We start from the raw sequence: 14,099 nt of genomic DNA on the forward strand, positions 1-14,099 counted from the left end.
TATTTAGATTTAATGAAAATAATCATTTTTGTAGAGACTTTTAAATCTGTACTTAACATATTAATTAAAAATTCAATACTTATTAAAATGAAAAAGGAATTACTTCCAATCGTATTATTTGCCATGTCAACAAGCGTGATTTCGTGTCATGTTCCAATGATGATGATAAAACTACATTATCAGATAACAGCTTAGACCGTGATGATGTAGTATCCAATTATTCGGCCATCATATTAAAAAATTATCAAGATGCACAGGCTGACGCACAAGCCTCGAAAACAGCCATCAACACCTTTATATCTAAACCTACACAAGCGGCTTTTGAAGTGGCTAAACAGGCTTGGCTTACTGCGAGAGAAAGTTACGGACCTTCAGAGGCTTACCGTTTCGCAAACGGCCCTATAGATTCTGGAGATACAGAGGAAATTGAGGGGTTATTGAACTCTTGGCCCCTTGACTAGGCTTATGTTGATTATGTGGATGGTAATGCCAACTCGGGCATCATTAATAATCCTACAGATTTTCCAACCCTTACAAAAGAGACCTTGGCAAGCCAGAACGGTGAAGGTGGAGAAGAAAATATATCCATAGGATACCACGCCATTGAATTTTTGCTCTGGGAACAAGACTTAACAAACCCCGATTCAAACCAACCAGGTCTGCGCCCTTTTACAGATTTTGTAGATGGTGGCACCGCGAACAATGCTGTATTTAGATCTTTGTGCAGAACTTGTTGTTGACCATCTCCAAGTAATAATAAACGAATGGTCAGGACCTTACAAAGAAAAATTTCTGGCACAAGACACCAATACTTCTTTAAAAGAACTTATTGATGGTATTGCAGAGCTTTCCAGAAGCGATTTGGCCATTGAACGTATGGCGGTAGCACTCCAAAACCAAGACCAAGAAGATAAACACTCTTGTTTTAGTGATAATCCCCATAGAGATATCCGCTTGAATTTAGCAGGGATAGTAAATGTATTTAAAGGAATCTACGGCACCATAAATGGCCGCTCTTTAAAAGAAATTATCGAGGAAGCTGATAGTGCCCTTGCCCTTAAATTAGATAATCTGTTGACCGAAGCCCAGAGTAAAGTCGAGGCAACTGCCGTTCCGTTTGACCTTGCTATTTCTGGGGGTGCATCATCTGCAGAAGGAGCCAAGGTTCAAGAGGCTGTTCAATCAAGTGTAATATTACCGTAAGTTGGATTTGGATAAACTGAAAAGCGTATTGAACTATTTCCAATCTTTTCTTCTGACATTATAATTGGAGCGTTTTCTTTAAATCGTTTTATTTGATTACCTGTATTATCGCAATTAAAATAAACAAGTTCTGGAACTGGTGTTTTCTCTTGAGAAAATAGTTGCAAAGAAAAAAGAAAGATGAACAATAAAATTATTTTTTTCATAACGGTTGGTTATTTTTTTTTGTAAAATTCACACTACAAGATTTATCTAAAAGCATAAAAAAAATTAAACACTAACTTAAAGTCATTAAAATGAGACCTAATGTCAAAAAAAAAAGCCCATCCATTACAGATGAGCTTCCTTGTCGAACTAAATAAATAATTTATTCTAAAGAAGTCTCGCCCACATTCGGATTATACTCATAATTAAAAGTGTAATATCGACCTGCATCAGTTTGTGGGTCTGGATTTGCAGGGGCATTTTCATAATAACTTAAGATTTCCACTTTTGCATAGTTTCCTGCTGTGGTTTTAAAGACTAAGATTTTTCCAGGAATAGGCGTAATGATATTTACCTGCGGATTATAATTATACCATCCGTTATCGCTACCTGTTGGGATGGCAAATGACGCATTTGCATCTTGGGCAAATGTTAGTCCTTCCGCAGTTGTTACGCTTGCAAAAGTTCCCGTTGCGATAGTTGCACCAGCTTCGCCCGTTCGCACAGGCTCATCGTCCGTACCCGAAACAGTACCGCCATTGACGGCAATTGTTGTTCCTCTAAAGGCAATATCCCAATCGGTATCGCTGGTAGTTTCTGCACCCGTTTCAAAGTCAAACTTTGCGAAATCGCCACCTACGGGTTGTCCTTGACCACCAGTTTGAGGTGCAAAGAGATTGCTGACTTGTTCTGATTGAACTGGGTCTGGCGTTGGTATATTATCATCGTCGCTACTGCACGAAGCAAATCCTATAAATAATATTGCTACTGTTAGTGTTTGTAATGTTTTCATTGTTGTCATTTTGATTGTATTTAAAGTTAAAATTGATAATTGAGTTTAATGTATCCTTGGATTCCCGGTAACGTTGGGATGTTATTGTCCGTATAGTCCAGCAAGTTGTTTGCCCCTACCTGTAAAGTAAAATCTTCGTAAAAGATTTTGCTGGCCGCTATATTTGCTGTTAAAAAACCATCGATGAAACTGGTGTCATAAGAATCGATAAGCCCATTTCCATTAGTGTCAAACTGGGCATATTTGCTACGGTAAAGAAGTCTTAGATTAATGTTCGCTTTCGCGGAAGCGATATCGTAAAAAACCTTGAAGTTGGCATTGTGCCGTGAGCGGTTCACGAGCCCGAAATAATCGGACTGCGTGACCGCCACGGTCTGATTTGTTGCCGGGTCGCGGGCAAATACCTGACCATTTTCTACATCTTGTTGTTTCTTTTTATCGTAGGCGTACAAAAGCTGGTAGCCTGCACTCAAGTTTATGGCGTCATTAATTTTATAACCTGTGTTGATTTCAAATCCCGTGGTGTAGATTTCATCGAAATTGACATAGCTGAACACATTTTGACCGTTTGTCTTTCTGGCGATAATGCGGGTATCAATAAGGTTTTTAATATCGTTTCTGAAGAAATTCAGCTCACTGTTCCATTTCCCTTCTTTAAACGTAAAGCCCAAGTTATAGCCTACGGAACTTTCAGCTTCTAACGGATTGTTTAAGTCATCTTCCGAAACTACCACATCAAGAATTTGTCCTTGTTCTTGAAGCTCTTGTAATTTTTCCAAAGCCACATTATAACCCAGAACCGTATAACCAACTGCCGAATTGGTAAAGTCAAAATATAACTGTCTAAAGTCTGGTGCCTTAAAACCATAGCCTACCGAACCTTTTACAGCGAATGCATCGGTCAACTTATAGCGCATGGCCAGTTTGGGACTAAATTGATTACTATATTCTGAATGATTATCAAAACGTGCCCCTGCAATCACATTCAATCGCTCTATGGGATTTACATCGTATTGCGCATAGATATATTGCGAATTGAAACTCACAGTCTCATCAAAAAATGTCCTGTCCAACTGGTCGTACTGTAAGCCAAGACCTGCGGTAATTGTTCCCGCTTTAGCGAAAGCGTAACTTCCACGGATTTCAGGGCGTAATAATTTTTGGTCAAAATCACTATCGCTCAACACATCATCAGAAATTGGGTCAGCAAGTCGTTCATTAGCGGTATAATTGGTGTAATAAAATTCGTAAGAGGTAGTGAATTTTTCGTTCCATTTTTGGTCAAGCCTTGCGTGGGCGTTCCATTCCCGTTCCTTACTATCGCCTTCAAATTGCACATCGTTAAATGTAAATCCGGCATCCTGCACTTGGTCATAAAATCGAGCCGAAGTGAACAGAGATAATTTGTCATTAAAGTCATAGTAAACCCGTCCGTTTACTGTATAGTTTTCAAAAGGATTTACCGTTTGCCCTTCTAAATCAGGGTTTAAGTCATAACCTTCACTTGAAAAACGGTTTGCAAAAAAGCCATATCGTAATTTCTTGAAACGTTGCTTTATATCCATATTGATGTCCTGTTGCGTAAAACTGCCGATGCGATAAGAAACGTTTCCTTGCAGTTCTTCAGATTTTGGTTTTTCCGTAATAATATTGATGACACCGCCCAAAGCTTCAGAACCATAAAGACTGCTCGATGGGCCTTTTACCACTTCAATATGCTTGATATTCCCAACCGTCAACCTGCTCAAATCAAAATTTCCAGCACTTCTTCCTACGAGTGGTACTCCATCTATGAGTATCAAAATATAATCTGATGCGATACCTTGAATTTGTACACCTTCAAAACCGCTTTCATCACTCACGGTTATAATTCCTGTTTGCTCATTAAGTATTTCATTCAAACGAATCGTACCTGATTGTAAAATTTTCTTTTTTGAGATTAAAGTAACAGGTAATGGCAGGGAAGAAAGTTGTCTTTCTGTGCGTGTTGCAGTTAAGATAATTTCCTCTAATTTATTGACTTTCGTACTATCTGCCACTTTTTGAGAAAGCCCTTTTGAGAAAGATAAAATAGTTAAAGTGCTAATTATAAGCTGTTTGTAGGTCATTTTATTTAGAAAGAATCTTAATAGAGTGCAAATATATAAATTATTCTTATTTAGAATAAATAAAAATTACTATTTTTGTCAATGAATTTTAAAATCAATAAATCACTGATAATGAAAACACCTTTGTACACCTTAGTAGCACTATTTTTATCTTTAAGTGCCATTTCTCAAACATCAAATAAGAAAGAAGACCGAGAAGCCATCAAAAATATGTGTGGCTGTTTTGAGGTCGCTTTTAACTTTGCAGAAACCTTTAATTACAGCACCGATTCGCTTTACAAGCCCTCAAAAACGAAAATGGTCAAAGGTTTGGAATGGGCACAATTAGTGACCGATACAGATGATAAAATCCAAATTCAGCATTTGTTACAAGTAGGTAATCCTGCCGAACCTATGGTTATGAAGCATTGGCGTCAAGATTGGTTGTTTGAGAACACAGATTTGTACTCTTACAACGCAGAAAATGAATGGAAGTTTAAAGAATTCCCTTCTCCCGAAGTCACAGGACAATGGACACAGAAAGTATTTCAAGTAGATGACAGCCCGCGTTATGAAGGGTCTGGCTCTTGGGTACATGTAGATGGTAAAAGTTATTGGGAAAACACCACGCCTGCACCTTTAGCAAGACGGGAATATACCACCAGAAGCGACTACAACCTGTTGATGCGCGGTAACCGTCACGAAATTACAGATTACGGTTGGGTACATGACCAAGATAATACCAAAATTATCCGTGAGACTGGCAAGGAAGATATCGTATTGGCTAAGGAAAAAGGATATAACACCTATGTAAAAGTAGAGGACAGCAAATGTGCTGCTGCCTCACAATGGTGGAAGGACAATGACAAAAAATGGGCTTTAGTTCGGGCTAAATGGGATGAAGTTTATGGCCGCAATAAAGACCTTGTTCTTGAAGAAAAAGTAGACAATAAGCCGCTCTATAAGTTTTTATTTGAAGAAGAAAGTTATGAAAAGGAAGCCGAAATTGATGAAGTCATTGAATCTTTCGTAAAAAAATAGTAAGATGAAGATTTTGAAATATATAACACTGCTTGCTATGCTCTTTATGAGCATCGTTGCTGTGGCACAACAAGATAATGTATTTCTTGACCGTTCCTTTTGGAAGGACAATCCAGATTTGGAAACCGTAAAGCAAAAAATCGCTGATGGCAATGATGCGACCGCCTTAAATGATAATGCATTTGATGCCGTAATCTATGCCTTACTTGAAAATGCAGATGATAGTATCATATGGCACCTCTTGTCTTTTGAGGGAAATCCTGTGGATAAAAAAACCCACGATAGCCGTATCTATCTGCATTGGGCGGCCTATGCTGGACAAACCGAAATGGTCAATTTTTTACTCGATAAGGGTTCTTCTGTTTCGAAATTAGACAGTCACGGTTATACGCCACTTGCCTTTGCAGCAAATGCAGGTCAGAAAAACAAAGCCTTGTATAACGCTTTTGAAAGTCACGGTGTAAATCTTCTTAATGAGAAAAATGAAAGTGGTGCGAACCTACTTTTACTGGTTGCGCCATCACTTTCCATTGAAGAAGAGTTGAATTTCTTCACCGGAAAAGGTCTAAAACTTAATAGCACAGATAAGGATGGCAACGGTATTTTCAATTACGCCTCCAAAAAAGGAAATATAGATTTTCTAAAATTGCTTATTAAGAAAGGTGTGGATTATAAATCATCGAACAAAAAAGGGGGGAATGCCTTTTTATTCGCAACACAAGGTACACGTGGTTATAGTAATCCATTGGCAGTTTATGAGTACTTAAAAAGTCTTGGTCTTGAGCCTAATATCGTGACCAAAGACGGCTACACGCCCTTACATAGATTGGCGTACAACAATAGAGATCCAGCGATTTTTGAATTCTTCCTAACTGCTGGTGCAGACGTAAACCAAAAAGATGCCGAAGGCAATACACCCTTTCTCAATGCAGCTTCCCGCAATGAACTGGCGATGGTAAAACTACTTTCCAAAACCGTAAAAGACTTCGATGCTTCAAATAATGAAGGACAGTTGGCTCTTATGTTTGCGTTTCAGCGTAACAGTCCCGAAGTGGTGGAATTCTTGTTGAATAAGAAAAGTGATGCTGAAGTTTATAGTGAGAGCCGTCGAAATGCAAAAGACAAGAAAGGCAATACCATCGCTTATTATTTGGTAGCCTCTTTTGATAGCAGAAAACACAATGAATTTGATGCCAAATTAAAATTGCTTCAAGAAAAAAATATACAATTAAACACCATACAAGCTGAAGGAAACACGCTGTTTCATCTTGCCACCAAAGACAATGAATTAGGGGTGTTGAAACGCCTTGTAGATTTTGATATTGACATCAATGCTAAAAATGAAAAAGGGTTAACGGCTTTGCACCTTGCTGCTATGAAAGCTGAAGATGACCAAATGATGAAATACCTAATCTCAAAAGGTGCGGATACAAAAATCAATACAGATTTTGAAGAAACAGTTTTTGACTTGGCCAGCGAAAATGAACTCTTACAAAAACAAAACACCTCATTGAATTTTTTAAAATAAATAAGCCCATAATGGGCCTTAAAAATTTAGCTTAATGAAAACACTATTTAAAATTATTCCTGTGATGGTCATCGCAATATTATTGCTCTCGGCATTCACAACTACTGAAAATAAAGCTGTAAAATGCCTTATACAAATGACCAATTACACAGGCGAAGGTGCTTATGTAATTGTTTCTTTAATGAATCCATCTGGCAACTATGAAGAGACCCTTTACGTTCAAGGCAAAGACAGTGAATGGTTTAGTGAAATCCCTGAATGGTGGAAATTCTATGGGAAATATCGCCCTAATATCGATGCTATTTCGAGTGCAACGATAAGCGGTGGCGAACGTAGCGTTACAGTATTGCAAATTCCAGCCAATAAAGTTGATAAAGGATACAGCCTGCGTTTTGAAACTTCGGTAGAAGACCAAGACTATTATGCCGCTGATATTCAATTTGAGTTAACCACAGAAAATCTTAAATCCAAAAAAGAGGGAAAAGGGTTCATACGCTATATAAAAATGCTTCCGCAGTAAAAATTACCTATGACAATTTCTATTTGGCGATACAGTCATTTTATACTTGCCCTTGCTTCTTCTTTGTTTTTAATCATTGCCTCGGTGACAGGTGTGATTTTAGCCATTGAGCCCATTTCGCATCAAGCTAAAGGCTATGCCGTTCAAAATTTGGACAAGATATCTTTAGGGACTACCATTGACGCGCTGAAAAAAAATTACGACGACGTATTTGCACTCGAAGTAGAAACATCGGGTTTTGTAAAGGCCTCTGTTCTTACTCTGGAAATGGAAATACTCGATATCTATATCGATCCAAACACCGGCTTAGAATTGGGCCGAATACAAGAGCGGCCCTTCATTTATAGTTTTGCCACCAATCTGCATCGTTCTCTTTTTCTTAAAAGCATCGGACGGTTTTTTGTGGGTTTGATTTCCTTTATACTTTTACTAATTACCAGTACTGGAGTATTGCTTCTCGCCAAAAGGCAAGGCGGTTTTAAACGTCTTTTTTCAAAAGTTCAAAAAGATTATTTTGAACTTCGATACCATGTTATTTTAAGTCGTTGGTTTTTTATTCCAATTGTTATTCTTGCTTTTACAGGTGTCTATCTTTCCGTAGAAAAATTTGAATTGCTACCCAATGCTACTATTACACATATAGAAATTAGCAGTACAGATACGACAGAACGTTTTGAGCGTATTATGGATATTCCTTTTTTTAAGACAACCACGCTTGACCAAATAAGAAAGGTAGATTTTCCATTTTCTGAAAATCCTGAAGAGTATTATCAAATCGCATTAAAGAATAAGGAAATAAGGATCAATCAACAAACAGGACAGACTGTAAGTGAAGTCAATTATCCTTTTGTAGCATTGGCATCCCATTTAAGTTGGAAGCTGCATACAGGCGAAGGAAATGTCTTTTGGTCTATTATTTTACTACTTGCAAGTGCTTCCATTCTATTCTTTATATATTCAGGTTTTGCGATGACGCTGAAACGTAGAAAAAAAGTGAAAACCATTTCCATAATGCCAGATAAGGATGACTGTGAATTGGTCATTTTAGTAGGTTCAGAAACGGGAACAACATTTGATTTTGCAAGGCGACTTTATACAAGTTTGAATGCTACTGGTAAAAAAGTCTATCTGACCGAATTGAATAATTATTGCACTTTCGCTAAAGCAAAACGCATCATCATACTTACGGCGACCTACGGCGAAGGCGAACCACCTTCAAACGCTAGGAAGTTTGAAGCTATTTTTTCAACTATCCAACAGCCGAAAAAAATCCTATATTCCGTAGTAGGATTCGGTTCATTGGAATATCCAGACTATTGTAGGTTTGCCATAAAAGTTGATGCACTCTTGCAAATACATCCTGATTTTCAACCCTTCTTCCCACTTTATAAAATCAATAATGCAGATGCTACTGATTTTGAAAACTGGGTCAAACAATTGAGCAAACAAATTGATATTACATTATCGATACAGCAACCTAAAAAAATTAAAAGGCAGGGTAAGCAAATCCCTTTTGAAGTTTTGGGACGTACTGGATTAAATGTAGATGACACTTTTCTGATTCGATTAAAGCCCAAGAAAAAAATAAAATTCACTTCTGGCGATTTATTGGTCATATTAATAAAAGGAACTCCTATTACCCGTAAATATTCTATTGCCAGAATAGGCGATGAAATACTGTTAAGCATCAAAAAACACGAGTTTGGCCAGTGCTCCTCCAATCTCTACAGATTAAATAAAGGAGACACAATTAAGGCCGCAGTAGATATTAATCAACATTTTCATTTCCCTAAAAAAACGACTGCTGCAGTATTGATAGCAAACGGAACTGGGATAGCCCCATTCTTGGGAATGATAGAACAGAATTGCGACACAACAATTAACTTATTTTGGGGAGGTAGGTCCGTAGCTTCATCAGCTATTTATGATGACATTCTTAAAGGAACTATCTCGAAAAATCAAAATAACACAATCCATAAATCCCATTCAAGAGAAGGAAATAAAGAATACGTCCAAAATCTGGTAATTCAACAAAAGGATAGTGTTCTCAAAACAGTTCAAGAAGGTGGTGTGGTTATGATTTGTGGTTCGCTTGCGATGCAACACGATGTTTTAGATGTGTTGGAAAATTTACTCGCAGAATATTCTGCAACTAGTCTCGACGAACTTCAGCATAATAGTCAGTTAAAGATGGATTGTTACTAAAAAAGACCTGAGCGCCGAAATGCAAAGTCACTATCGAAAAACTTAAACGGACAGTTCGCCTAAAGTAAAATTAGCAATGCCTATTTTCTTTACCTCATCACCATCTACCTTGAGTTTATCCCAAGAGAAATGAAGGCTTTTAAAAAGTTCATATCCAAAATTGAAGTGCTCTATTGGGAATAGTGTTGCCAAAGAGACATCCTTAAACCAAAATTCACGTACAAAGAATGAAACAGAACCTTGCTATGGTCTTTAAGCAGCAAGAGCTGAAATCGCTCAAAGATTTGATTCTTTAACACACTAAAAAGCAGACGCAACTTTGAAAGTAACTGAAATTTAGAGATGAAAACTTAGCACACATAATACCCTTTGCCATTCAAGAGAAACCTCTCCATCGCTATTGTCCAAGTTGTAAAAAGGAAACCTTGATCACACTTTTTTACCTTTTGTAAGCCGAGGGACTCCAGGGATTACAAACAAATTATAGAGAATAAACTACTTGAATACAAAGATTAAAAAACAGTTCTAAAGAGACTTGATTTACTAGTACAAAATTAAGTTTATAATGTCGTGTCAATAAATTAAGTCATTCCACGGTGTAGCTCAGAACATATTTTTAGATGGATTGAAATTAAAAATAATTAGCATAGCCTTAGTTACGGTAATTATTTTTGATGAAGAGCAGATGAAAAAGAAACAATTTATTGCGACATTATAGGTTTGAATTGGTATAATAAAGAAAATGTTAAAAAACAGCAGATTCTGACACAAACAAAAGGCAATCACCCTAAAAGCAGCTTACCTGAACAAGCAACTAAATAAAAAGGCCTATAAAGCACTCAAAAACAACCTTCTCTTTTTGTAAGGTTCTTGCCAACTCATCGAATTCCTCATATTTAAAAACTCCATATCAGTCAACAAATCATATAGCGGACTCCACTAAGCCTGTTGAAGTGATGGCCTATCGGCCAACTATATGCTTAGTTATTGTCAATAGTTTTTGGTTCAATTTTATCCTGTAATGAATATAGCTAAGCCTCTATTTAATTATTGTGAACCATTCTCTAAAATTATTTTTCATCGTGACTATGAACTTTATCTTTAAGAATAGGGATCTACATCATTAAATGACTCTGTATCATTATGAGTTTAATATTCATATTCTACCAGGGTTGCCAATCTATTTTCATTATTATCCATTAAATGGTTTATTAAATTTTCGATCTCGATTATTATTTGAGCAGGAGTAATTAAACATTCCATTTTCCAAATTAGGTCCCTCTCAAACAAATACAATCCATTTATTAGGTGTTTTTTTAGAGTATTCAAACTTGCTATTATTTCACTTTTTGTCCAAAAGACGAGTGGTGCAAGTTGATCAGAATAGTCATCCCTTTTATTAATGTCTTCAAATGGATCTAGACAAGAATCCTTTTCAGAGCTACAATAATGTAAATAAGGGTAGTCTAGAAACTTAAAATTTATATTGATTAGGCAATCAAGATCTTCTGTTAATATTTTAAATCGAGACTTCATTTTATGTATATATTTTTTACAATTAGTAGTTTATGATCTTGTTAATTTAAAGGTTATGATAACAATAAATTAAATATGATTATTAGACTTAAGTAATTCATGTCCCACTATTAACAGGGGTTAGTGAAAATAGTAGTCAGCTTCATAAGAAAAATATCTCAATTTTTCACTAAGTTTTATGTTGGCAACAATATTAATATTGGCTACGATCTCTGGTAATATTTTTATACATTATCAATAAATCGCACGTTTTTAATATTTGGCTATTCTACAAAATTGTCAGATGTTTCTTATTTTTTTAAATGTTCATTATTCAAGTTATTAATGGTCTTATTCTTTGACATTATTTAAACTATGAAAGTAATTTTTTTACTCATCAAACCATTCCATTAAACTCCATTTATCAACTTCCTTAATGAGTATATAATCTTGTTTATTGATATTTTTATGGATAGGGCCTAAACTAGGCATATTTGATCACAAAACAGTTATTGCAATAGGGACTCACGTCGCGCATTTTGGTTGGAATGTTATTTTGGTAAGTGCCATATTTGTCGTGTAGTTGATGGACTACTATCTTGGCTCATCATCTCCATAAAATATACAATAAGTCCTATTGTCATTATCTTTATTATAACCACTACAATGGCATTTACCGGTTTACACCACAATATTATAGGTAGTATTGTGGTGTTTTCTGCATTCCTAGTAGGACCAGAAATCACTTTTACAGACTACCTGGTTGTACAATCTGTTATACTAATAAGGTGTGTGTGTTGTTTTACACATAAACGGATTTTTTTTACACGATGCTTCCAGTTCAAGAGCAAATTAATTTAATAATCTTTTAACTTTTTTATGCATATTTTTTCTAAAAAATAACATTTAAACCAAAAAAAAATTATATTTACTTATTAATAATAACTTAAAATAAAAATATGAAAAAAATTACATTTTTAGTTGCAACATTCCTTATATCAATAGGAATGTATGCACAGGAGACCTTGTCTCATTCTGCAAGTCAAGAATCTATTGGAGGTTCTGTAGCTTGTGCATCAAATCCAGATGATGAGCCAAATACTGGTGATGAAGGTGTTTCAGACAACATTTATTACAGAGCATATTTTCCTGAAGATTTTGGTTTTTCTGGAAGTTTTACGGCAATGGGTGTTGGCTTTGTAGCAGAATTTACTGACGTAGGAGGGAGTGACCCTACTGTTACCAACACAGTAAGATTGTATACATCAGATGATAAATTTCCTGATGGAACATTAACGGAAATTGCTTCACAGGATTTTGAAGTTTCCGCAGCAGATGATGGTGCTACTTTTGAAATTATGTTTGAAACTCCAGTAGACCTAGACGCCTCAACTGAGCTTATTGTAGCTGTAGATATTTCTGCAAGCCCTGCAGTTCCTGATAATTATGATTTTAGAATAGGTCATAATGTGGAGGGCGAAGATGAACCTAGTTATATATCTGCTGAGCCTTGTGGTCTGATTGCTCCGGTTACACTTGAAGGTATAGGTTTTGGGGACCAAAACATAATTTTAAATTTGATTGGTGATGTAACTTTAGGATCTGATGATTTTTCTTTATCTCAGATTTCAGTTTTTCCAAACCCAGTAAATTACTTTTTAAAAGTAAACATTCCTTCAAACCTTGAGCTTTTATCAGCTGATTTATACGATGTGTTAGGTAGAAATACGGGTGTAGCAATTGCGAACGGTGAAATAAATGTTTCTAATCTTGCAAGTGGTATCTATATTTTAAAGATTGAAACTTCTGCAGGTTCACTATCCAAAAAAGTTGTTATAGAATAACCGAATTTTATAATACTTAATGTTATTTTAAAAGGATTGTCTAAAAAGACAATCCTTTTTTTGTACTAAAAATCATGATAAAATAAACTTATATAAATTTAAATAGTTAATGTCGTTATTATTGTTTTCGATTAATAATGGTAAAACCTTATGAATTCCAGGTAGCAGAAAGTGTATTTGAACTAAAATAACTTCGAAAAAAGCAATAGAGTCATAGGCTTGAAAAACGAGTAATCTGGCTTTAATCTATCCTTAACAAGCGTTTTAAAACTAGGAACAAACTTGCAGATTATTTAACAATTAGTCCAAGAATCCAACAGCCTTGGACAAAAAATATGTAGCCTTAGGAATAAAAGGTTTATTAACTGATCAACCTATGATTATTAAGTCAAGAATAATAACTTCAGAAATTCATCAAGGTTTAAAAATGCGTATTAATTCTAGCACGACACCTTTTCTAGGCTATTGGGAAGCTAAGTCATGGGTATATAAGCAATATGGAATGCATTTTAAATATTATTTACTGCGCCATTATGTAATACTGCATTTGAAGACGAACCTTAAAAGCACTCAAAAATCTCACTATAAAAAAGATGTGGAGGCTGAAAAGCTTTTTAAAACCCCCTAGTGATCTATATAATAGCATATTAAGTTTAAATAAAGATAAATTTGACTCCGTAAATTTATCTTTACAAGAGGAAGCACGATATGGAATGATGAACCATTTAGGCTCCTATCTTGAAGCCTCTGGAATCAAATCCATAGTGAATTACCTGCTTGTTTATAAAACAAGCAGGTAATTCACTATGGAAGTTACTCTCCAATTAATGGAGATAGTTTTGTTTGGGAAGTTAATAGTGTGAATACCGATATTTTCAAGGCGTATCTCAATAGATTATCCAATTATAATCCCAAAGAATATAAAATTGTTGGTATTGACAATGCGGGATTTCATTCTATAAAAAAATAGAATACCAGATAATATATATTTACTAAAGATTCCTCGGTACAATCCAGAACAAAATCCATAAGAACAAATATGACAGTATCTCAAAAGTAGATTCAAAAACAGGCATTTTGAAACTATGGAAGATTTGAAAAAATGGCTAAACGAAATGGTATGCAAAATAAAAGTTGAAACCATTAAATCCATAACTTC

12 protein-coding genes and 1 pseudogene are annotated in these 14,099 nt (G+C 35.6%); 8 read left to right on the forward strand and 5 right to left on the reverse strand.

Annotated features, from left to right (window positions below):
- The first annotated feature begins 143 nt into the window (after positions 1–143).
- Positions 144–740, forward strand: a pseudogene (locus CXF67_RS18990) (imelysin family protein).
- On the forward strand, positions 685–1,203 hold the full coding sequence (locus CXF67_RS16435) for an imelysin family protein (protein ID WP_102089727.1): 519 nt from the start codon (positions 685–687) through the stop codon (positions 1,201–1,203). Before CXF67_RS18990 ends, CXF67_RS16435 begins: the two are co-directional and overlap by 56 nt.
- Here CXF67_RS16435 and CXF67_RS16440 read toward each other — a convergent pair.
- From CXF67_RS16440 to CXF67_RS16450, 3 genes are all read right to left on the reverse strand, one after another.
- Positions 1,179–1,409, reverse strand: coding sequence for a hypothetical protein (locus tag CXF67_RS16440; RefSeq protein WP_102089728.1), 231 nt, complete (start codon positions 1,407–1,409; stop codon positions 1,179–1,181). The genes CXF67_RS16435 and CXF67_RS16440 overlap by 25 nt on opposite strands.
- Before the next feature lie 161 nt (positions 1,410–1,570).
- Complete coding sequence (locus CXF67_RS16445) at positions 1,571–2,200, reverse strand: HmuY family protein (protein WP_180957998.1); 630 nt, start codon at positions 2,198–2,200, stop codon at positions 1,571–1,573.
- A gap of 26 nt (positions 2,201–2,226) precedes the next feature.
- Complete coding sequence (locus CXF67_RS16450; RefSeq protein ID WP_102089730.1) at positions 2,227–4,308, reverse strand: TonB-dependent receptor plug domain-containing protein; 2,082 nt, start codon at positions 4,306–4,308, stop codon at positions 2,227–2,229.
- 111 nt (positions 4,309–4,419) lie between these two features.
- Here CXF67_RS16450 and CXF67_RS16455 point away from each other — a divergent pair, with 111 nt between their 5' ends.
- From CXF67_RS16455 to CXF67_RS16470, 4 genes are read left to right on the forward strand one after another with little or no spacing between them, the layout of a single operon-like run.
- Positions 4,420–5,328 (forward strand): DUF6607 family protein, encoded by a 909-nt coding sequence (locus CXF67_RS16455; RefSeq protein ID WP_102089731.1) that lies wholly within the window; start codon positions 4,420–4,422, stop codon positions 5,326–5,328.
- Between the two features lie 4 nt (positions 5,329–5,332).
- On the forward strand, positions 5,333–6,856 hold the full coding sequence (locus CXF67_RS16460; RefSeq protein ID WP_102089732.1) for an ankyrin repeat domain-containing protein: 1,524 nt from the start codon (positions 5,333–5,335) through the stop codon (positions 6,854–6,856).
- A 34-nt stretch (positions 6,857–6,890) separates the two neighbouring features.
- On the forward strand, positions 6,891–7,376 hold the full coding sequence (locus CXF67_RS16465) for a DUF2271 domain-containing protein (protein WP_102089733.1): 486 nt from the start codon (positions 6,891–6,893) through the stop codon (positions 7,374–7,376).
- 9 nt (positions 7,377–7,385) lie between these two features.
- A complete protein-coding gene (locus CXF67_RS16470; RefSeq protein WP_102089734.1) occupies positions 7,386–9,581 on the forward strand; it encodes a PepSY domain-containing protein in 2,196 nt (731 codons plus the stop codon).
- 42 nt (positions 9,582–9,623) lie between these two features.
- On the opposite strand, the gene CXF67_RS19345 is transcribed toward CXF67_RS16470, so the two are convergent.
- Together CXF67_RS19345 and CXF67_RS16475 are read right to left on the reverse strand one after the other, a co-directional pair.
- Positions 9,624–9,773 (reverse strand): hypothetical protein, encoded by a 150-nt coding sequence (locus tag CXF67_RS19345; RefSeq protein WP_180957999.1) that lies wholly within the window; start codon positions 9,771–9,773, stop codon positions 9,624–9,626.
- Positions 9,774–10,730: 957 nt separating this feature from the next.
- Positions 10,731–11,117, reverse strand: coding sequence for a hypothetical protein (locus CXF67_RS16475; RefSeq protein ID WP_102089735.1), 387 nt, complete (start codon positions 11,115–11,117; stop codon positions 10,731–10,733).
- A 938-nt stretch (positions 11,118–12,055) separates the two neighbouring features.
- On the opposite strand from CXF67_RS16475, the gene CXF67_RS16485 reads away from it, so the two are divergent.
- Together CXF67_RS16485 and CXF67_RS16490 are read left to right on the forward strand one after the other, a co-directional pair.
- On the forward strand, positions 12,056–12,940 hold the full coding sequence (locus tag CXF67_RS16485) for a T9SS type A sorting domain-containing protein (protein ID WP_102089736.1): 885 nt from the start codon (positions 12,056–12,058) through the stop codon (positions 12,938–12,940).
- A gap of 322 nt (positions 12,941–13,262) precedes the next feature.
- Positions 13,263–13,568: a hypothetical protein gene (locus tag CXF67_RS16490; protein WP_102089737.1), complete on the forward strand. Its 306-nt coding sequence runs from the start codon at positions 13,263–13,265 to the stop codon at positions 13,566–13,568.
- The last annotated feature ends 531 nt before the right edge of the window (positions 13,569–14,099 follow it).

Origin of the sequence: Psychroflexus sp. MES1-P1E, from assembly GCF_002836055.1 — a bacterium.
GTDB lineage: Bacteria > Bacteroidota > Bacteroidia > Flavobacteriales > Flavobacteriaceae > Psychroflexus.